Below are 17,670 nucleotides of genomic sequence, written 5' to 3' on the forward strand. Positions count from 1 at the left end.
GTGAGCACAGAGATGCCATGGGATTTCATGGGAAGCAATGGGCTTGTTTGGCACGGGCGGTTCAATGCCGGCGCTGCCCGCCGGGAACACGCACGGAACATCATCTCAACACTCGTTACCACAAGGAAAGTGTGGTTTTTGACCCTAGGTCAACCTACTATATCTAGTAGGTCGAACCGGCGCGGCATATTTCCCACATTTTCCCAGAATCGTTCCCGGACCTCCCGATCCGGGGCTGCTCGCCCCCATTCTACCTGCGCGTGTGCTTCACGATTCGGCGTGCGCGGCCCGAAAAATCCGGGCCATCACGCCGGTTCACAGGCCGGTGATTCGAGGCGGCGACCCATTCCCAGGTTTTCCCAGAGCGAACCCGCCACCCCGACAGCAGTCCGGCCCGGCGATGACCGCCGGGCCGGGACAACAGGATGCCAGGGCGTTGCTTAGGCCATGCCGCCGGCGATCAGCCGCGCCGCCAGCCGGCCAAAGGCATCGGCCACCGGCCCGTCCCCGGCCGCGACCGGGGCGCCGCCATCGCCGGCCAACCGCACTTCGATGTTCAACGGAATCTCGCCCAGGAAGGGCAGATCCAGCGCCGCCGCCTCGGCCGCGACGCCGCCATGGCCGAACAGATGCGCCTCATGGCCGCAATTCGGACAGATATAAGTAGACATGTTCTCGACCAGACCCAGCACCGGGGTCTTGAGCTTGTTGAACATGTCGATGGCGCGGCGCGCGTCGATCAGCGCCACATCCTGCGGCGTCGAGACGATGATCGCGCCCGAGACCTGCGCCTTTTGACACAAGGACAGCTGCACATCGCCGGTGCCGGGCGGCAGATCGACCAACAGCACGTCCAGCTCGCCCCATTTCACCTGATTGAGCATCTGTTGCAGCGCGCCCATCAGCATCGGGCCGCGCCAGACCACGGCCTCGCCCTCTTTCATCATCAGACCCAGCGACATGACCGTCACGCCATAAGCATGCAGCGGCTCGATCATCTGACCGTCACTTTTCGGGCGCTGCCCGGTCAGGCCCAGCATACGGGGCTGCGACGGACCATAGATATCGGCGTCCAGCAGGCCGACCCGCCGCCCCTGCCGTGCCAGCGCTACCGCAAGGTTCGAGGTCAGCGTCGATTTCCCGACCCCGCCCTTGCCCGAGCCGATGGCCAGAATGCGCGCAACGCCGCTGACCGGCAAAGGCCCGGCCTGCGGCGTCGGGTGACGGCCGATGGTCAGGCTGGGCGGCGCCCCCGCGCCCGAGCGCGCGGTGACCTGCGGTGCCGCAGCGCCCCGCGCCCCCGCCGGGGCCGTGGTAACGATCTGGACCTTGTCCACCCCCGGCAGCGCGCGCAGCAAGCGCTCGGCCTCGGCCTCGACGGCGGCAAGACCACGCGCGGATTCGGCGTCCGGCGCCTCGATGACGAATCGCACCACGCCGTTTTCGACGTTCAGCGCGCGCACCATATCGGCCGAAACCAGGTTCGCGCCGCCGGCAAGGGCGACCTTCTGTAACTCGAAAAGCACAGTTTCGCGTGTGGCAGCCATCTTGATCCCCCGGCAGTGCAAGCAGGCGCAACATGGCAACTTCGGCGGGGGTCGGCAAGGCGGCGCACCTGCGACAAAGCGTAAACCCCTGTTTCCCCGCGTCACCCGCCGCCGATTACCCATGGATTCCGGGGAACAGTCCCAGACATGGCCGTAAGGTTAAACTTTATTAAGCGATTGCAACGGCCTGCCGGAAAGCAATGCAGTTTCCGCATAGCAGCATCACGCCACTGTCTATTGTGCAGATGCAGCAAAGCCCTCATGTTGGCCCTAACAAAGCGACGACGATCCCACGGACCGCTACGCCGCATCCGAAATTAGGAAGAGTTAGGCAAATGGCTGTTCTGCACCTGAACCAAAGCGCACTGCACAACCGCGCTGACCACGCTGGCCTGTTCGCCGGCATCCGCGACTACATGGCCCGCCGCGCCGTCTATCGTCAGACCGTTCGCGAACTGAACGACCTGAACGCCCGCGAGCTGGCCGACCTCGGCATGAGCCGTTCGATGATCCGCAACGTGGCTTACGAAGCCGCCTGGGGCGCGAAATAAGAATTACGATACCCGACCCACTCCTCCTCCCTTGGGTCCGGGTTCAGGCGGCATCCTCCCTCCTCCTCCCTGAGGATGCCGCCACTCCGATACGGTAAGACCCCTCCTCCTCCCTGGGTCTTACGGTCAAGGCGACTTCCCCTCTCCTTCTCCCTGGGGAAGTCGCCAAAAAATACCGCGGGGCCCCTCCTCCTCCCTGGGCCACGCAGTTCAGGCGGCCGCTCTCCTCCTCCTCCCTGAGGGCGCCGCCGACCCTAAGCAGCGGGACCCCTCCTCCTCCCTGGGTCCTGTGCGACAGGCGGCACCCTCCCCTCCTCCTCCCTGGAGGGTGCCGCCGCTCTCCGCCCTGCGGCGGAACGGAATTCGGCGCCCCCTCCTCCTCCCTGGGGCGCCTGATAGCGGTAATGGCCTCCTCCTCCCTGCCATTGCCGCACCTATACGCGGCCCCTCCTCCTCCCTGGGCCAGCGTTGCGCGGCGGTGCCCCTCCTCCTCCCTGGGCACCGCCGCTTTTCATTTCCGGCCCATGGGTTTATGCGCAGCGCATGTTGTCCTATCAGCACGCCTATCACGCCGGGAATCTGGCCGACCTGCACAAGCACGCCCTTCTGGCGTGGATGCTGGATTACCTGACCGCCAAGCCCAAACCGCTCAGCTATCTGGAAACCCACGCCGGGCGCGGGCTTTACGACCTGTCTGGCGCGGAATCCGCCAAGACCGGCGAGGCCCGCGCCGGCATCACCCGCGCCCTGGCCGAGGGCTGGCTGCCCGAGGATCACCCGCTCAATCAGGCGCTGGACCAGATCCGCACCCTGCATGGCCCCGCGGCCTATGCCGGCTCGCCGCTGATCGCGCGCTATTTCCTGCGCCCCGAGGACAATGCCCATCTGGCCGAGTTGCACCCCGCCGAGCATGCCGCACTGGCTCAGGTCGCGGGATTCGCACATCTGCACGCGCAGGACGGCTTTCAGATGGCCAACGCCCTCTGCCCGCCCACCCCGCGCCGGGGGCTTTTGCTGATCGACCCCAGCTATGAGGTCAAGGCCGACTACGAATCGGTGCCGCGCCACATCGCCAAGCTGTCTGGCAAGTGGAACGTCGGCGTCATCGCACTGTGGTATCCGATCCTGACCGATAACCGGCAGGCACCGATGGTCCGGGCACTGATGCGCGACCACCCCGAGGCGCTGCTCTCCGAGGTCCGCTTTCCGCCCGCGCGTCCGGGGCACGGGATGGTCGGCTCGGGCATGTTCGTGATCAACCCGCCCTACGGGCTGGAAGCTGAAGCTGCGCGGCTCGCCACGCTTTACGCCGGGCTCTAGCGCCTAACTGCCAAGGAATCTGCGCCGCGATTCCTGCTCGATATCCAGACGCAATTGCAGATCGGCCAGCTTTTTCATCTCCACCTTGCGCGTGGCCTCGTCAGGGGCCTCCCGCATCGCTTTGGTCTGTTCGGCCACGGCCTTGCGCAACTGGATCTCGCGCGGCAGGGCGCCCGCCTCGGCCATGATGCGAAAGCCGATGGCATCGGCACTGCCGTCTCCCGACAGATCAAGCGGCTTGCCAGCACCTTTCAGATTGTCCAGCTGCCCCTCGGCCTTGGCCTTCAGGATTTGCCGTTCCGCCATATCCGAAAACTTCATACTCGGTCCTCCACGCAAGGCGGGGCTAGAAAAGCGCGCTCCAATTCGTCGAATACGGGCCAGAACATCCCCAGCCCCTTGGGACCGCGCGGCGCAAAGGCCGTCAGCGCCCCGGTCATGGCAAGCGCCGCCGCCAACGGGTCCAGATCGGCGCGGAACACGCCCTGCACGCGCCCAATCGCCAGAATTTCGGCATAGCGCTGGCACCAGCCCTGCGTGAAACCATCGATCTGCATGGCAATCGCCGGTTCGCTTGCGGCAATCTGCATCAACTGCGCAAAGCAGGCGGCCAGTTCGGGCCGGTCGCGCAGGCTTTGAAAATAGGCCTGCGCCTCGGCCCGCAATTGCATCCGCGCCGGTCGCGTCGGATCGGGCGCGGGCGGCAGCAGGTCCAGAAAGGCATCGCGCGTGGTCTCGGCCACCAGCGCCACCAAAGCGGCCTTGTTCGCCACATGGAAATGTAGCGTCGAGATATTGATCCCGACCAGCGCCGCCACATCGCGGGTGCGCAGGCCCGCATAGCCGTTTTCCACGATCAGCGCCCGCGCGGCTTGGGCGATCATTGCGCGGCGCTCATCCTTGCGCAGATAAGGCTGTTTCCCGTCATCCATGAATCAATCATACGATTGATTTCCGACTTAGACTAGCCCCGCCGCGATCCTGCGATCCACCGCATCCTCGGCCCCCTCGGCCCAAGGCCGGAACCGCAGCCGGAACGCCGCCAGCCGCGCCGGGCATTCGGGATAGCCGATCCGGCTCAGGCTTTCGTCCAGCGGCAGGTCCGGCCCAAGGCCCGCAGGCCAGACCGCCAGCCCCTGCAAGGCCAGCCGGCGCCAGTCAAAGCGCGGGCCGGGGTCGATCTTGCGCTCGGGCGCCATGTCGGAATGGGCGATGACGCCGGCGGGCGGGATAGACCAGCGCGCCATGATGCCCCGCAACAGATCCTCCAGCGCCGCCATCTGCGGTTCGGGAAAGGGCCGGTCGCCGGGATTGACCAACTCGATGCCGATGCTGCGCGAATTGACATCGCCCTGCCCCTGCCACGATCCGGCCCCGGCATGCCACGCGCGGCGGTCCTCGGGAACCAGCGCCTCGGTCAGCCCGTCCTCATGGATCAGCCAATGCGCCGAGACCTCGGCCTGCGGGTCGCAGAGCCGCGCCCGCGCCGAGGCGCCGTCCACCATGCCGGTATAATGCAAAACGACCAGCGAGGGCACCTGCCCGCGCCGGTCGCCGTGATTGGGCGAAAGGCTCAAAGTCCGGAGCGGCGATAGGGCCTTGGATCCCAGCCGCAGACAAAGCCGTCGCCGTCCGGGTCCAGCCCGCGCGGGTCGATCACCGGGCCGCCAGCCAGAATGAACGTGCGCTGCGCCGCGTCAGCCGAGCCGAAGGCGCCGCAAAGCTGCGCCGCCCGCGCGGCCGAGCCACCCGGACGCTGATAGACCGCCTGCCCCGGCAACTGCCGCTCATGATTGGCATAGCGTGCCAGATCCGGCACCGGCTGGGCCACCACCCGCTGGCCCGGCTGCACCACCACGGCGGGCGCCACGACCGTCGTGCCGGGCGTGCCGGCGATCTCGGCGGCGGTCGGCGCCTTTACCGGCAATTGCACCGGGATGGCCGCCGGAACGGCACCGCGCCCGTGCAGCGCCGCTTCACGCTGTTGCAGGTATTTGGCGTAATCCGAACCGTTGTTGATGGCGCTGTAATTCGGGTTCCAGCCGGCATTCTCAGCGCAGGCGGACAGGGCCAGCAAGGACAGGATCAGCAGAGGGCGCATCGGTCACTCCCGTTCTGGCCGGCCTACCACCAGCGCGAAGGTTTCTGTGTAAAGCCTGCCGCAGATTCGACCGCCTGCGCAAGGTTCAACAGCCCGCCTTCGTCCCACGGCCGCCCGATCAGCTGCATGCCCAGGGGCAGGCCCTGCCGGTCCAGCGCCACCGGGACCGAGATCCCCGGCAGGCCGGCCAGGTTCAGCGTCACGGTGAACACGTCATTGAGATACATCTCGACGGGATTGCTGGCATCCGCAGAGCCCAGCGCAAAGGCCGAACTGGGCGTGGTCGGTGCCAGAATCGCGTCGATGCCGCTGGCATAGGCCTGATCAAAGTCGCGCTTGATCAGCGCGCGCACCTTGCGGGCGCGGTTGTAATAGGCGTCATAGAAGCCCGCCGACAGCACATAGGTGCCGACCATGACGCGGCGCTGCACTTCCTTGCCAAAGCCCTCGGCGCGGGTCTTTTCATACATCTCGACCACGCCATCGCCCGCGCCCAGCTTCGCGCGGCGGCCATAGCGCACGCCATCATAGCGCGCCAGGTTCGAGGACGCCTCGGCCGGCGCGATGACATAATAGGCCGGCAGCGCGTATTTCGCATGCGGCAAACTGATGTCGACGATCTCGGCGCCGGCATCCTTCAGCATCTGGGCGGTCTGGCCCCAGAGCGCGTCGATTTCGTCGGACAGCCCTTCGATGCGGTATTCGCGCGGAATGCCGATGCGCTTGCCACGAATATCGCCGGTCAGCGCGGCCTCATAGTCCGGCACCGGACGGTCGGCGCTGGTCGAATCCTTCGCATCGCATGATGCCATCGTGCCCAGCATGATCGCCGCATCGCGCACCGTCTTGGTGATCGGCCCCGCCTGATCCAGCGAACTGGCATAGGCGATCACGCCCCAGCGGCTGACGCGGCCATAGGTCGGGCGCAGACCCACCGTGCCGGTGAATGCCGCAGGCTGGCGGATCGAGCCGCCGGTATCGGTCGCAGTCGCGCCAAGGCACAGATCCGCCGCTACCGCAGCCGCCGAACCGCCCGACGAGCCGCCCGAGGTCCGCGCCACGCCATCATCCAGCTTCCAAGGGTTCACGGTCGCGCCATAAGCGCTGTTTTCCGTGGACGATCCCATGCCGAATTCGTCCTGATTCAGCTTGCCCAGCATGACCGCGCCCTGATCCCACAGGTTCTGCGTCACGGTGGATTCGTATTGCGGCAGGAAGCCGTCCAGAATGCGGCTGGCCGATTGCGACGGCACGCCACGCACGCAGAACAGATCCTTCACCCCCACCGGAATCCCGGTCATCGGCGCGGCATTGCCGGCCTGCAGCCGCGCATCCGCAGCCTTGGCCATGTCGCGTGCCATCTCGGGCGTGTTGTGGACAAACGCATTCAGCGCGCCCGAGCCATCGATGGCCGACAGGCAGGCCTCGGTCAGTTCGACCGCAGTGGTTTCACCCTTGGCCAGTGCGTCGCGGGCGCCGGCGATGGTCAGTTTGTTCAGATCGCTCATTCCACCACCTTCGGCACGGCAAAGAAGCCCTCGCGGGCATCGGGGGCATTCTTCAGGATCAGCGCCTGCATCTCGCCATCGGTGACGATATCCTCGCGGCGTTTCAGGCGCATCGGCTCGACGCCGGTCATCGGCTCGACGCCGTCGACATCGACCTCATTCAGCTGCTCCATGAAATGCAGGATGCCGTTCAGCTCCTGCGCAAGTGCCGGCAGGTCCGCGTCATCGACCGCGATCCGCGCCAGATGCGCGACCTTGCGGGCTTCATCCTGAGTAATCGCCATGTCGGGTTCCTTTCGCTTGCGCGCGGTTTACAAGGCGCGCCCCGGCGGGGCAAGCGGCGGATGCGGCGGAACTTTACCCGCCGCCGCCGGATTGGCAGGATGCCGGCACATGAAAAGGAGCGTCACATGCAACTGACCTGGCTGGGCCATTCCGGTTTCCGTCTGGAAATCGAACAGGCCGTGATCCTGATCGACCCTTGGCTGTCGGGCAACCCGATGTTCCCCGATGACAAGCGCGCCGAGGCGATTGCCGGGGCCACCCATGTGCTGATCACCCACGGCCATGGCGACCATACCGGCGACACGCTGTCGATCGCGCGGGAATTGAAGATCCCGGTGGTCGGCATCTATGACCTGATCACCACGTGGCAGACGCATCAGGGCATCGAAGGCGCGGGCTTCAACAAGGGCGGCACCGTCGATCTGGGCGGCGCGAAAGTGACGATGGTGAACGCCAGCCATTCCTCATCGATGGAGGGCAACGAAGGTCCGGTCTACGCCGGCCACGAGTCGGGCTATATGATCGCCGGTGAAGGCCATGTGATTTATCTGTCGGGCGACACCGACATCATGGCCGATATGGACTGGATGGGCGATTACCACCAGCCCGACATCGGCATCCTGTCGGCGGGCGGGCATTTCACCATGGACATGAAGCGCGCCGCCTATGCCGCGCGGCGCTATTTCAAGTTCCGCACCGTGATCCCCTGCCACTACCGCACCTTCCCGCTGCTGGAGCAGAACGCCGACGCGCTGCGCGCCGGCCTGCCGGGCGTCAATGTGATCGAGCCCGAGGTGCTGGTGCCGATCCGGCTTTAGGGCCAGCGATATCCGCTGGGCTGCGGCGCCGGGCGGTCGATGGGGCCGGCCGGTGCAAAGATCTCGACCAGCAGCGGATGGCAGGCGGCGGTGTCGCTGGAATGTTCGGCGCTGCAATCGCCGCCCGGACAGGCCGACAGCCCGCCGATCAGGTCGATCTCGGCAAAGAATTCGATGTAATCGCCCGGACGCACCGGGCTTGCCTTCATGAAATACTGCCCGGTGTCATGGGTAAAGCCCGTGCACATGAACACGTTCAGCACGTCATGCACCAAGGGCTCGACCTCGGCGCAGGGCTGGTTCAGCTCTTCGGCCAGCGCGCGGGTCAGGTTGGAATGGCAGCAATGATGGTAATCGTCGCCGCCGCTCAGCAGATGATGCGTATAGGGGTCGCAGCGGGTGCCGATCACGTCATGCACCGAGCCGCCGAATTCGTCGATGCCATACCATTCCAGCGTATCCTCGGTCACCGTCGCCATCGGGCGCAGATGCGGAAAGCTGGACCACATGCGGTCACCGCGCGTCAGGTGGCTGCCATGCAGGGCGCGCGTCTTGCCGGAATAGAACCGCTCGCGCGGGTCGGCGGCCGACCACAGGTTCAGATCGCCGACCTGCGGCCCCTCGATGCTGGAGATGCGAAAGAAATGCCCGGCGGGCACGCGAAAGCAGCGGCCCTCGCGCGCGGGGACCAGACATTCCCCGGTCTTGCGCGCCGTCATCCGCAGATCGGACAGGCGCAACAGATCGGGGTCGGGCAAAGTGTCATTGGGATAGCAGATGACCGGACGGACAGCCCGGCGCTCGGCGGCGTCTTGCGGAATGATGTAGCTCATGGCGGCGATGCTAGGCCATGACCGGGTCCGGCGACAACCCTTGTGGCGGGGCAAAGGTCACGCACTGGCGCAGGGAAATTGGCACGGGCGGTCCGGCAAGACGCAGGCCCGGAAATACGAAAGCGCGGCCAGATAGCCGCGCTGGAAGGCCCGCAAGGGGCAGGCTCGGGCCGGATCAGGCGGCGAGCGCGTATTCTTCGTAATCGTCGGCAACGGCGACCGGCGCGGTGGCCAGCGGCTCATAATAGCCGAACATCTGCTCCAGCACGGCCAGCGCGTCTTGCGAAGCGGCGGTTTCAGCTGCGGAGCGGGCGACAGTCTCGGTGGTCATCATGGTCTCCGGGGTTATTCCAGTTTGCTCCCCGGCCAGAGATGTAACGCCGCGCCGCAGAATTTTCCACTCTGCAGCGCGGCATATCATCGTATACCGGCCATGACCTCAGCGCAGGTCACACCACCCGGTCGACCATCATATGCTTGATCGAGGCAATCGCCTTGGCCGGATTCAACCCTTTGGGGCAGGTGTTGGTGCAGTTCATGATCGTATGGCAGCGATACAGCTTGAACGGATCTTCAAGGCTGTCCAGCCGGTGGCCGGTCGCCTCGTCGCGCGAATCGATGATCCAGCGATAGGCGTGCAGCAAAGCCGCCGGGCCCAGATAGCGGTCACCGTTCCACCAGTAGCTCGGGCACGAGGTCGAACAGGACGCGCACATCACGCATTCATAAAGCCCGTCCAGCTTCTTGCGGTCCTCGATCGACTGGCGCCATTCCTTGTCGGGCGTCGGCGTCTCGGTGATCAGATAGGGCTGGACCGAGGCGTGCTGGGCATAGAAATGCGTCAGGTCGGGGATCAGGTCCTTGACCACCGGCATATGCGGCAGCGGGTAGATGTTGACGTCCTTGCCCTTGACCTCGTCGATGCCAAAGATGCAGGCCAGATGGTTGCCGCCGTCGATATTCATCGCGCAGGAACCGCAGATGCCCTCGCGGCAGGACCGGCGGAAGGTCAGCGTCGGGTCGATCTCGTTCTTGATCTTGATCAGCGCGTCCAGAACCATCGGGCCGCATTTGTCCAGATCGATGAAATAGGTGTCGATGCGCGGGTTTTCCCCGGTATCGGGATCCCAGCGATAGATGTTGAAGCGGCGGACGTTCTTGGCGCCCTCGGGCTTGGGCCAGGTCTTGCCGACCCGCATGCGGCTGTTCTTGGGAAGGGTAAGTTGGACCATTGGGCTACTCCTGGTGGTCTGACTGCCGTTAGGCCGTCATGCGGTCAGCGGTTTGGCTGCGGGCATCATCGCGCCCCCCAGCCCGGTTGCTCATAAAGCGGCCGTTCGGGCAGCTTCCCCGAGCGGCGGATGACGCAGTCCTGAAAGACCTTCGACGGGTCGCGTCCCATGATGTAATCCGACGACACGCCGATCTGGACAAAGCCGCCGCGATAGCCGTGCGAGCCGACGCCGATGCCCATCTGGGTGCGCGGGCCGGTGGCGTCGCGGGCATCGGCCAGACAGGCGCGCTCGGCCTGCTCGACCGGGATCGGCGCACAGCCCGCCAGTCCCAGCACCAGCGGGATCAGGATCAGCTGCGCGCCGGCCCGCATCAGGCGGTCCGCTTGGCGGCCGCTGCCGCCCCGGCGATACATTGCGTCGTCGCCGGACGGCCGACGACCGAGGCCACCGCGCCGCTGGCATTGGCCGATTGCGCGATATCGGCCAGTTCCGCCGTGGTGGCGTTCTGCAGCACGCAATCGGTATAGGGCGCGACATTGGCGCCGGGCAGGCGCCGCGCCATTTCGCGGTTGATCACCACCCGGGCCGAGCTGCGCACGGCAGCGTCGGGATTGGGCGTAACCACCGGCGGCGGCAGATTGGCCGGCGGCGGCATGCCACCGGGGTTCTGCACCACGCAGCCCGACAGGGCCAGCGCGGCAACGGTAAGGACGACAGGAAGACGCATCAGTAAACCCTCGCTTTAGGTGCGATCTTTTTCAGATCGATCCCGCCCTCGTCCTGCGTGGTCAGCGGGTCGAGATGGACGGGCCGATAGTCCAGTCTAACCTCGTTCCCCTCGATCCACGCAAGCGAGTGCTTGCGCCAGTTCACGTCATCGCGCTCGGGCCAGTCCTCATGGGCATGGGCACCGCGGCTTTCCTTGCGTGCCTCGGCGGCAACGATGGTCGCCAGCGCGTTCGGCATCAGGTTGGTCAGTTCCAGCGTTTCCATCAGGTCGCTGTTCCAGATCAGGCTGCGGTCGGTGACCTTGATGTCGTTGAGCTTGGCGGCAATCGCCTCCATCTTCTCGACGCCCTCGGCCAGCGATTTGTCGGTGCGGAACACCGCCGCATCGGCCTGCATGGTGCGCTGCATCTCCAGCCGCAGCTCGGCGGTCGACACCGAGCCATTGGCGTTGCGGATGCGGTCGAACCGATCAAGGATCGCATCCACCGCCGGCTTGTTGGTCAGCGGGATCGGGCTGGCGCGGTCGATGACCTCGCCCGCACGGATCGCCGCGGCCCGGCCGAACACCACAAGGTCGATCAGCGAGTTGGAACCCAGACGGTTCGCGCCATGCACACTGGCACAGCCCGCCTCGCCCACCGCCATCAGGCCCGGGAAGGTCTGATCGGGATTGGCCTCGGTCGGGTTCAGCACTTCGCCCCAATAGTTGGTGGGGATACCGCCCATGTTGTAATGCACGGTCGGCAGGATCGGGATCGGCTCGCGCGTCACATCGACGCCGGCAAAGATCCGCGCCGATTCGGAAATGCCCGGCAGACGCTCATGCAGGCTTTCCGGCGGCAGGTGCTGCAGGTTCAGGAACATGTGGTCCTTGTGCTCACCCACGCCGCGACCTTCGCGGATCTCCAGCGTGATGCAGCGCGAGACCACATCGCGCGAGGCGAGGTCCTTGTAGGTCGGAGCGTAACGCTCCATGAACCGCTCGCCTTCGCTGTTGGTCAGGTAGCCGCCTTCGCCGCGCGCGCCCTCGGTGATCAGGCAGCCCGAGCCGTAGATGCCGGTCGGGTGGAACTGCACGAATTCCATATCCTGCAGCGGCAGGCCCGCGCGCGCCACCATGCCGCCACCGTCGCCGGTGCAGGTATGGGCCGAGGTCGCGCTGAAATAGGCACGGCCATAGCCGCCGGTCGCCAGCACCACCATCTTGGCGTTGAAGACATGCATGGTGCCGTCATCCAGCTTCCAGCAGACGACGCCGGTGCATTTGCCGTCGGTGATGACCAGATCCAGCGCGAAATATTCGATGAAGAATTCCGCTTTTTCCTTCAGCGACTGGCCATAGAGCGTGTGCAGGATGGCGTGGCCGGTGCGGTCGGCAGCGGCGCAGGTGCGCTGCACCGGCGGGCCTTCGCCAAATTCGGTGGTGTGGCCGCCAAAGGGGCGCTGATAGATCTTGCCCTCTTCGGTGCGCGAAAACGGCACGCCGTAATGTTCCAGCTCATAGACCGCCGCCGGGGCCGAGCGCGCCAGATATTCCATCGCGTCGGTATCGCCCAGCCAGTCCGAGCCCTTGACGGTGTCATACATGTGCCACTGCCAGTTGTCGGGGCCCATGTTCGACAGGCTGGCGGCGATGCCGCCCTGTGCCGCCACGGTATGGCTGCGGGTCGGGAACACCTTGGTCACGCAGGCGGTGCGCAGCCCCTGCTCGGCCATGCCCAGCGTGGCGCGCAGACCGGCGCCACCGGCACCGACGACAACCACGTCATAGTCGTGGGTCTGGATCTTGTAGTCAGCCATTGCGCAACCTCACAGCACGACGATCGCGCCAAGACCCATACGGGCCAGCGCGTAGACGGCAGCGGCGATCACCGCCCAGCCGAAGATGACGGAAAAGATGATGGCGCCCTTGCGCACCCCACCCTGGAAATAGTCGTCGATCATGATCCGCGTGCCTTTGATAAAGTGCAGCATGCCGACGATGACGAACAATGCGGTGATCAGCGCCGGGAACGGCCGGGCGAAATAGGCCAGCACCAGCTCGCGCGGCAGGCCGATGGCACGGCCCACGGTGATCATGAACAGGGGCGTCAGGATCAGCAGCGCGACGGCCGAAACGGTCATCGCCCAGTGATGCTGGGTGCCCTCATGGGCCGAGCCGAGGCCCTCGGCGGCTTTCAGCGGGGTAATGTAGCGCATGTCCGGGCCCCTCAGAACAGGAAGAAGATGATCAGCGTCAGCAACGCCAGCACGACCGAACCGGCGATCAGCGCCTGGCTGGTCTTTTGCGCGGTCTCGATCTCCAGCCCATAGCCGGCGTCATAGAACAGGTGCCGCAGACCGGCGAGCAGGTGATACCACAGCGCCCACATCGCGCCGGTCAGGATGATGAAGCCCAGCCAGGACCGAACCACCCAATCGGCGCAGGCAAAGGCGCCGGCCGAGCTGACGGCGGCAACCAGCCACCAGACGATCAGCACGATGCCCGCGACCAGCGCATGGCCGGTGATGCGGGTCAGGATCGAGGTGACTGCGGCGAGGGGCAGGCGATAGACCTGCAGATGCGGTGACAGCGGCCGGTTGCCCCGGTTGACGTCAGCCATGGTGTGCTCTCCTGCGTTCAGGGGCCCTCAGCGCGCGGCGGCTGGCGGCGAGGGCTGGCCGAGAAATTGGGTCTGCTTCTAGTTACTTTGTCGCAGCTGTCACGGCCCTGCGCCAGATGAAATCAAGAATATCACGAAAATCCGGACTTTGTGATCACGCACTTGCCGCATGTGATCACGGTCACGAATCTGCTAGCGGTATCATCTGACCGCGCGCAAGACCGCGCATGGGCAGGCCGAAAAACCCAAGTGATTTTGTCACTATTTTCGCCCGGTGCCCGTGGCCCCTGCCCCGCGCCACGTAACCCGGCGCCAGATCGGGCCAGCGCCCGGCGCGGCGCGAAAGCCCCTGCAATCGGCGGAAGCGACGGGTAAAAGCCGGTGACATCGCGCCCGGCGGCGGGGGCCTCCGCTCTGCCCGAAGCGCCCCTCATGGCATCGGCGCGGACGGTATGACGCCCGCGCCGCGGGCCGGCCACCGACAGCCGGGCGCGGGCGGCAAAGCGGCCCGGCCCGGCCCGATCAGGACCGCGCGGCACCGCTCAGACCGGCACCAGCACCCACAGATCCAGATCCAGCAGCACCTGCGGATGGTACTTGCCCTGATCGTCGCGCAATTTGTGATCACCAGCCGCGCCCTTATGCGCGACCAGCCGCAGACGCAGGGCGCCGATGCCCGGCACCGAGGTCTCGGCCTTGTCCAGCACCTCGGACCACGCCCGCACCGTGTCGCCGGCAAAGCAGGGATTGGCATGCGCCCCGCCATTCAGCGCCACGATCATCTGCGCATTGGCCAGCCCGTTGAAGCTCAGCGCGCGGGCCATGGAAATCACATGGCCGCCATAGATCAGCCGCTTGCCATCCTCGCGGAAGGTCGCGTCGAAATGCACCTTGGCGGTGTTCTGCCACAGCCGGGTGGCCAGCATATGCTCGGCCTCTTCGATGGTGACGCCATCGACATGGTCGATGATCTCGCCCACGGCGTAATCGCCCCAGCGATGCGGCTCGCCCGCCAGCTCAAAATCGTAATCCGCGAAGGTCAGCCCCTCGGGGATCACCAGATCCGCCGCAGCCACCGCCTTGGCGAGGTCCGGCAGCACCGGCGCCGGCGCGGGCGTGGTCTCGTCGCGCTTGCGCACCATGACCCAGCGCACATATTCCAGCACCGCCTCGCCCATCTGGTTCAGCCCGCGTGTGCGGACATAGACCACGCCGGATTTGCCGTTCGAGTTCTCCTTGAGCCCGATCACCTCGGATTCCGCCCGCAGCGTGTCGCCGGGCCAGACCGGCTTCAGCCAGCGCCCCTCGGCATAGCCCAGATTGGCCACCGCGTTCAGGCTGATGTCGGGCACGGTCTTGCCGAACACGACATGAAAGGCGATCAGATCATCCAGAGGCGAGCCATCCAGCCCGCAATCTGCGGCGAATTCATCGCTGGAATACAGCGCATGCCGCGCGGGATAGAGCGCATGATACAGCGCCCGTTCCCCTTCGGCGACGGTGCGGGGGACGGCATGGCGGATCACGTCGCCGATGCGGTAATCCTCGAAGAAACGGCCCGGATTGGTCTTGCTCATTGCTGTCCCAGCTTCATGTCGGGGTGATATTCGGTCTCGATGTCCTTGGTGACGGCCTGCGCGCAGCGCATGATGCCGCTGGCCGCGTCAAAGGCATAGGCGGGGCTGCCGTGCAACTCCCAGCCTTTCGACAGGGCCAGGCTGACCTTGTGGCAAAAGGCCGAGGTGTCCTCCTCGGTCAGCAGGCGATAGATTTTCGGCATCTCAGCCTCCGAAAGGGTTGTAGCCCAGCCAGCTGTGGATCAGCCCCACCACCAGCATGACGATGACGGCACCGGCCAATGCCATGATTTCCTTGCGCCCCGGGAACGGCCCGGCCGGCGGCACCCAGACCGGTTGCGCGCGGTTCAGCACCACCATCTCGACCAGCGCCCAGACCAGCAGCCCGCCGAACAGCACAAAGCTTGGCAGATCGCCGTTGACCAGCAAATGCGCCAGCGCCCACAGCGACACCGCCGTCAGTTGCGGATGCCGGATGCGCGCGGTGATGCGCGTCTTCATCCCGTCGGCGGCGAACAGATAAAAGGCCGCCAGCACCAGCAGGTTGTTGATGCCCTTCAGCGGCGCCGAGGCCCCCCACCAGTAAGGCCCGTCCGCCATGCGGTAGCCCACGACCATCAGCACCACCGACAGCACCAGCAGCCCGGCGATGCCGCCGCGCCCCAGCCGGTCGCGCAGTTCGGGCGCCACGCGCTTCAAAAGATGCGCCGCCCACCACAGGGCCACGCCAAGGATCAGGATCAACATCTGGCTTTGCCTTTCGCTGGATGTAGCAGGCCGTCAGCTTGGCATCATCCCGCCAGCGCGGCAATCGCGTCCGCCCGCGCCAGCGTCTTGCGCGCGGTCTCGACATGCAGGTTCTCGACGATGCGGCCATCGACCACCGCGACGCCCTTGCCCTGCGCCTTGGCCTCGTCAAAGGCGTCGATCTGCCGGCGGGCCAGATCGACCTCGGCCTCGGAGGGGGCAAAGACCTCGTTGGCAATGGCCAGCTGCGCGGGATGGATCAGCGTCTTGCCGTCAAAGCCCATGTCGCGGCCCTGTTCGCATTCGGCGCGCAACCCGTCCTCATCCTTGAAGGCGTTGAACACCCCGTCCACGATCACCCGGTCATGCGCGCGGGCGGCCAGCAGGCACAGGCCCAGCCCCGCCATCATCGGCAGCCGGTCGGCGCGAAACCGCGAGCCAAGCTCCTTGGCCAGATCATTGGTGCCCATGACCATGCCGGCCAGACGCGGATGCGCGGCGATCTCGGCGGCGTTGAGCATGCCTTCAGAGGTTTCCATCATCGCCCACAGCGGCGTGTTCGGTACCAGCTCGGCCACCCGGTCCAGATCGGCGGCGCGGCTGACCTTGGGGATCAGCACCGCATCGGCGCCGCTGGCGAAGGCACGCGCATCGCCCGCGCCCCATTCCGTGTCCAGCCCGTTGATCCGTACGATCCGCGCCCGCCCGCCGTAATCGGCCAGCAGCGCCTGCGTCAGCAGCTCGCGCGCGCCGACCTTTTCCGCCGGCGCCACCGCATCCTCCAGATCAAAGATGATGGCATCGGCAGGCAGGGCCTGGGCCTTTTCCATCGCCCGGGCATTGGCGGCAGGAATATAAAGGACAGAGCGATAGGGACGGGTCATGCGGGCCTCGCGTAATAATCTTGCGCGAAGCTGCCCGCAAAGGACGCGAATCGCAAGCCCTGTTTTGCCGCAGCGCGGCGTCAGAGCGCCGACCAGATCAGCCGGACCGAGACCAGCACCAGCGCCCATGTGATGAAACGATAAAACACCACCGGCGACATCCGCCGCAGGACCCAGACCCCGCAGGCAACCCCAATCAGCCCCGGCACCATCAGCACGGCGGCAATGCCAAGGTTATGCGCCGACAGCTGGCCCAGCATGGCATAGGGCACCAGCTTGACCGCGTTGCAGACCGCAAAGAACACCGTGGTGGTGCCGGCAAAGGTCATCGGCGCCATGCCCAGCGGCTGGGCATAGACCTGATAGGGCGGCGCGCCGGAATGCGACACAAAGCTGGTATAGCCCGAGAGCACCCCCCAGAAGCTGCCCCGGCCCAGCGAAGGCGCGCGCTGCACGGCCGAGGCGCGCGGCCGCAGGATGGCGTTCAGCGCAAAGGCCAGCCCGATCACGCCGACGATCAGCCCGACCTGACGCTCCTCAACCAGATGCGCGGTGGCCCAGCCCAGCCCGATGCCGGCGACGGCCCCCGGCAGCAGCGTCGCCAGCACCCGGCGGTCGAAATCGCGGCGAAAGGCGATCAGCCCGCCGATGTCCGAGACGATATAGACAGGCAGCAGGATCCCCGCCGCCTGCACCGGCGACATCACCAGCGCCATCAGCGGCACCGCGATCACCCCCACCATCGACAGCCCGCCCTTGGCCAGCCCGATCGCGAAGGCCGCCACCCATGCCAGCGCCCAGCCCCAGATATCCAGTCCCATCGCCTCTCCTGTGCTGCCCGGCGCCCTCGGCCGTATCGCTAGGACGCAGGGCCGCGCACCGCAAGGGCGGCGCCGGGCCGGGCCCGCCCCTGCCGGATGCCCATGTTAGCG

Annotated in this window: 23 protein-coding genes; 3 read left to right on the forward strand and 20 right to left on the reverse strand. The window is 66.0% G+C overall.

What is annotated here, in order from left to right; genetic code table 11:
* Positions 1-440 precede the first annotated feature (440 nt).
* Complete coding sequence (locus GL279_RS09480) at positions 441-1,547, reverse strand: Mrp/NBP35 family ATP-binding protein (RefSeq protein ID WP_155064386.1); 1,107 nt, start codon at positions 1,545-1,547, stop codon at positions 441-443.
* A gap of 335 nt (positions 1,548-1,882) precedes the next feature.
* Between GL279_RS09480 and GL279_RS09485 the strand changes: the two genes are divergently transcribed.
* Together GL279_RS09485 and rlmJ are read left to right on the forward strand one after the other, a co-directional pair.
* The gene (locus tag GL279_RS09485; protein ID WP_155064387.1) at positions 1,883-2,098 is read left to right on the forward strand and encodes a DUF1127 domain-containing protein; all 216 of its coding nucleotides are present in this window, start codon (positions 1,883-1,885) and stop codon (positions 2,096-2,098) included.
* Between the two features lie 543 nt (positions 2,099-2,641).
* Positions 2,642-3,418 carry a 23S rRNA (adenine(2030)-N(6))-methyltransferase RlmJ gene (gene rlmJ / locus GL279_RS09490; RefSeq protein ID WP_155064388.1) on the forward strand — a complete coding sequence of 259 codons (777 nt, stop codon included), beginning with the start codon at positions 2,642-2,644 and terminating at the stop codon, positions 3,416-3,418.
* Positions 3,419-3,421: 3 nt separating this feature from the next.
* On the opposite strand, the gene GL279_RS09495 is transcribed toward rlmJ, so the two are convergent.
* From GL279_RS09495 to gatC, 6 genes are read right to left on the reverse strand one after another with little or no spacing between them, the layout of a single operon-like run.
* A complete protein-coding gene (locus GL279_RS09495; protein ID WP_155064389.1) occupies positions 3,422-3,739 on the reverse strand; it encodes a DnaJ family domain-containing protein in 318 nt (105 codons plus the stop codon).
* A complete protein-coding gene (locus tag GL279_RS09500) occupies positions 3,736-4,350 on the reverse strand; it encodes a TetR/AcrR family transcriptional regulator (RefSeq protein ID WP_155064390.1) in 615 nt (204 codons plus the stop codon). The genes GL279_RS09495 and GL279_RS09500 overlap by 4 nt, the downstream gene beginning before the upstream one ends.
* A 27-nt stretch (positions 4,351-4,377) precedes the next feature.
* Positions 4,378-4,995: an N-acetylmuramoyl-L-alanine amidase gene (locus GL279_RS09505; RefSeq protein WP_155064391.1), complete on the reverse strand. Its 618-nt coding sequence runs from the start codon at positions 4,993-4,995 to the stop codon at positions 4,378-4,380.
* On the reverse strand, positions 4,992-5,519 hold the full coding sequence (locus tag GL279_RS09510) for a hypothetical protein (protein WP_155064392.1): 528 nt from the start codon (positions 5,517-5,519) through the stop codon (positions 4,992-4,994). The genes GL279_RS09505 and GL279_RS09510 overlap by 4 nt, the downstream gene beginning before the upstream one ends.
* Before the next feature lie 23 nt (positions 5,520-5,542).
* Positions 5,543-7,027: an Asp-tRNA(Asn)/Glu-tRNA(Gln) amidotransferase subunit GatA gene (gatA, locus tag GL279_RS09515; RefSeq protein WP_155064393.1), complete on the reverse strand. Its 1,485-nt coding sequence runs from the start codon at positions 7,025-7,027 to the stop codon at positions 5,543-5,545.
* Entirely contained in the window at positions 7,024-7,311 is a 288-nt protein-coding gene (gene gatC, locus GL279_RS09520; RefSeq protein ID WP_155064394.1) for an Asp-tRNA(Asn)/Glu-tRNA(Gln) amidotransferase subunit GatC, read from the reverse strand. The genes gatA and gatC overlap by 4 nt, the downstream gene beginning before the upstream one ends.
* A 126-nt stretch (positions 7,312-7,437) precedes the next feature.
* Between gatC and GL279_RS09525 the strand changes: the two genes are divergently transcribed.
* Complete coding sequence (locus GL279_RS09525) at positions 7,438-8,130, forward strand: metal-dependent hydrolase (RefSeq protein WP_155064395.1); 693 nt, start codon at positions 7,438-7,440, stop codon at positions 8,128-8,130.
* Here GL279_RS09525 and GL279_RS09530 read toward each other — a convergent pair.
* The 13 genes from GL279_RS09530 to GL279_RS09590 form a co-directional block, all read right to left on the reverse strand.
* Positions 8,127-8,963: an urea carboxylase-associated family protein gene (locus GL279_RS09530; protein ID WP_155064396.1), complete on the reverse strand. Its 837-nt coding sequence runs from the start codon at positions 8,961-8,963 to the stop codon at positions 8,127-8,129. The genes GL279_RS09525 and GL279_RS09530 overlap by 4 nt on opposite strands.
* Before the next feature lie 175 nt (positions 8,964-9,138).
* Positions 9,139-9,294, reverse strand: a complete 156-nt coding sequence (locus tag GL279_RS09535) for a hypothetical protein (RefSeq protein ID WP_155064397.1) — start codon at positions 9,292-9,294, stop codon at positions 9,139-9,141.
* 118 nt (positions 9,295-9,412) lie between these two features.
* Positions 9,413-10,195: a succinate dehydrogenase iron-sulfur subunit gene (locus GL279_RS09540; RefSeq protein WP_155064398.1), complete on the reverse strand. Its 783-nt coding sequence runs from the start codon at positions 10,193-10,195 to the stop codon at positions 9,413-9,415.
* A gap of 65 nt (positions 10,196-10,260) precedes the next feature.
* Entirely contained in the window at positions 10,261-10,569 is a 309-nt protein-coding gene (locus GL279_RS09545; protein WP_155064399.1) for a hypothetical protein, read from the reverse strand.
* Positions 10,569-10,925: a hypothetical protein gene (locus GL279_RS09550; protein ID WP_155064400.1), complete on the reverse strand. Its 357-nt coding sequence runs from the start codon at positions 10,923-10,925 to the stop codon at positions 10,569-10,571. Before GL279_RS09550 ends, GL279_RS09545 begins: the two co-directional genes overlap by 1 nt.
* The gene (gene sdhA / locus GL279_RS09555; RefSeq protein ID WP_155064401.1) at positions 10,925-12,727 is read right to left on the reverse strand and encodes a succinate dehydrogenase flavoprotein subunit; all 1,803 of its coding nucleotides are present in this window, start codon (positions 12,725-12,727) and stop codon (positions 10,925-10,927) included. The genes GL279_RS09550 and sdhA overlap by 1 nt, the downstream gene beginning before the upstream one ends.
* A gap of 9 nt (positions 12,728-12,736) precedes the next feature.
* Positions 12,737-13,126 (reverse strand): succinate dehydrogenase, hydrophobic membrane anchor protein, encoded by a 390-nt coding sequence (locus GL279_RS09560; RefSeq protein ID WP_155064402.1) that lies wholly within the window; start codon positions 13,124-13,126, stop codon positions 12,737-12,739.
* An 11-nt stretch (positions 13,127-13,137) separates the two neighbouring features.
* Positions 13,138-13,530 (reverse strand): succinate dehydrogenase, cytochrome b556 subunit, encoded by a 393-nt coding sequence (gene sdhC / locus GL279_RS09565; protein WP_155064403.1) that lies wholly within the window; start codon positions 13,528-13,530, stop codon positions 13,138-13,140.
* A 542-nt stretch (positions 13,531-14,072) separates the two neighbouring features.
* Complete coding sequence (locus tag GL279_RS09570; protein ID WP_155064404.1) at positions 14,073-15,107, reverse strand: MaoC family dehydratase; 1,035 nt, start codon at positions 15,105-15,107, stop codon at positions 14,073-14,075.
* Positions 15,104-15,310, reverse strand: coding sequence for a DUF1737 domain-containing protein (locus tag GL279_RS09575; RefSeq protein WP_155064405.1), 207 nt, complete (start codon positions 15,308-15,310; stop codon positions 15,104-15,106). The genes GL279_RS09570 and GL279_RS09575 overlap by 4 nt, the downstream gene beginning before the upstream one ends.
* Position 15,311: 1 nt before the next feature.
* Complete coding sequence (locus GL279_RS09580; RefSeq protein WP_155064406.1) at positions 15,312-15,854, reverse strand: NnrU family protein; 543 nt, start codon at positions 15,852-15,854, stop codon at positions 15,312-15,314.
* Positions 15,855-15,898: 44 nt separating this feature from the next.
* On the reverse strand, positions 15,899-16,738 hold the full coding sequence (locus tag GL279_RS09585; protein ID WP_155064407.1) for an HpcH/HpaI aldolase/citrate lyase family protein: 840 nt from the start codon (positions 16,736-16,738) through the stop codon (positions 15,899-15,901).
* A gap of 80 nt (positions 16,739-16,818) precedes the next feature.
* On the reverse strand, positions 16,819-17,553 hold the full coding sequence (locus GL279_RS09590; RefSeq protein WP_155064487.1) for a sulfite exporter TauE/SafE family protein: 735 nt from the start codon (positions 17,551-17,553) through the stop codon (positions 16,819-16,821).
* Positions 17,554-17,670: the final 117 nt, after the last annotated feature.

The sequence above is a fragment of the Paracoccus limosus genome (assembly GCF_009711185.1).
Taxonomy (GTDB): domain Bacteria; phylum Pseudomonadota; class Alphaproteobacteria; order Rhodobacterales; family Rhodobacteraceae; genus Paracoccus; species Paracoccus limosus.

Coding starts and splice junctions, on each gene's coding strand:
- GL279_RS09560 (WP_155064402.1), bottom strand. CDS start 13,126: ATGCGCTACATTACCCCGCTGAAAGCCGCCGAGGGCCTCGGCTCGGCC.
- GL279_RS09585 (WP_155064407.1), bottom strand. CDS start 16,738: ATGACCCGTCCCTATCGCTCTGTCCTTTATATTCCTGCCGCCAATGCC.
- GL279_RS09580 (WP_155064406.1), bottom strand. CDS start 15,854: ATGTTGATCCTGATCCTTGGCGTGGCCCTGTGGTGGGCGGCGCATCTT.
- GL279_RS09540 (WP_155064398.1), bottom strand. CDS start 10,195: ATGGTCCAACTTACCCTTCCCAAGAACAGCCGCATGCGGGTCGGCAAG.
- GL279_RS09570 (WP_155064404.1), bottom strand. CDS start 15,107: ATGAGCAAGACCAATCCGGGCCGTTTCTTCGAGGATTACCGCATCGGC.
- GL279_RS09495 (WP_155064389.1), bottom strand. CDS start 3,739: ATGAAGTTTTCGGATATGGCGGAACGGCAAATCCTGAAGGCCAAGGCC.
- GL279_RS09530 (WP_155064396.1), bottom strand. CDS start 8,963: ATGAGCTACATCATTCCGCAAGACGCCGCCGAGCGCCGGGCTGTCCGT.
- GL279_RS09480 (WP_155064386.1), bottom strand. CDS start 1,547: ATGGCTGCCACACGCGAAACTGTGCTTTTCGAGTTACAGAAGGTCGCC.
- rlmJ (WP_155064388.1), top strand. CDS start 2,642: ATGTTGTCCTATCAGCACGCCTATCACGCCGGGAATCTGGCCGACCTG.
- GL279_RS09535 (WP_155064397.1), bottom strand. CDS start 9,294: ATGACCACCGAGACTGTCGCCCGCTCCGCAGCTGAAACCGCCGCTTCG.
- GL279_RS09500 (WP_155064390.1), bottom strand. CDS start 4,350: ATGGATGACGGGAAACAGCCTTATCTGCGCAAGGATGAGCGCCGCGCA.
- gatA (WP_155064393.1), bottom strand. CDS start 7,027: ATGAGCGATCTGAACAAACTGACCATCGCCGGCGCCCGCGACGCACTG.
- GL279_RS09510 (WP_155064392.1), bottom strand. CDS start 5,519: ATGCGCCCTCTGCTGATCCTGTCCTTGCTGGCCCTGTCCGCCTGCGCT.
- sdhC (WP_155064403.1), bottom strand. CDS start 13,530: ATGGCTGACGTCAACCGGGGCAACCGGCCGCTGTCACCGCATCTGCAG.
- GL279_RS09525 (WP_155064395.1), top strand. CDS start 7,438: ATGCAACTGACCTGGCTGGGCCATTCCGGTTTCCGTCTGGAAATCGAA.
- gatC (WP_155064394.1), bottom strand. CDS start 7,311: ATGGCGATTACTCAGGATGAAGCCCGCAAGGTCGCGCATCTGGCGCGG.
- GL279_RS09550 (WP_155064400.1), bottom strand. CDS start 10,925: ATGCGTCTTCCTGTCGTCCTTACCGTTGCCGCGCTGGCCCTGTCGGGC.
- GL279_RS09485 (WP_155064387.1), top strand. CDS start 1,883: ATGGCTGTTCTGCACCTGAACCAAAGCGCACTGCACAACCGCGCTGAC.
- GL279_RS09575 (WP_155064405.1), bottom strand. CDS start 15,310: ATGCCGAAAATCTATCGCCTGCTGACCGAGGAGGACACCTCGGCCTTT.
- GL279_RS09545 (WP_155064399.1), bottom strand. CDS start 10,569: ATGCGGGCCGGCGCGCAGCTGATCCTGATCCCGCTGGTGCTGGGACTG.
- sdhA (WP_155064401.1), bottom strand. CDS start 12,727: ATGGCTGACTACAAGATCCAGACCCACGACTATGACGTGGTTGTCGTC.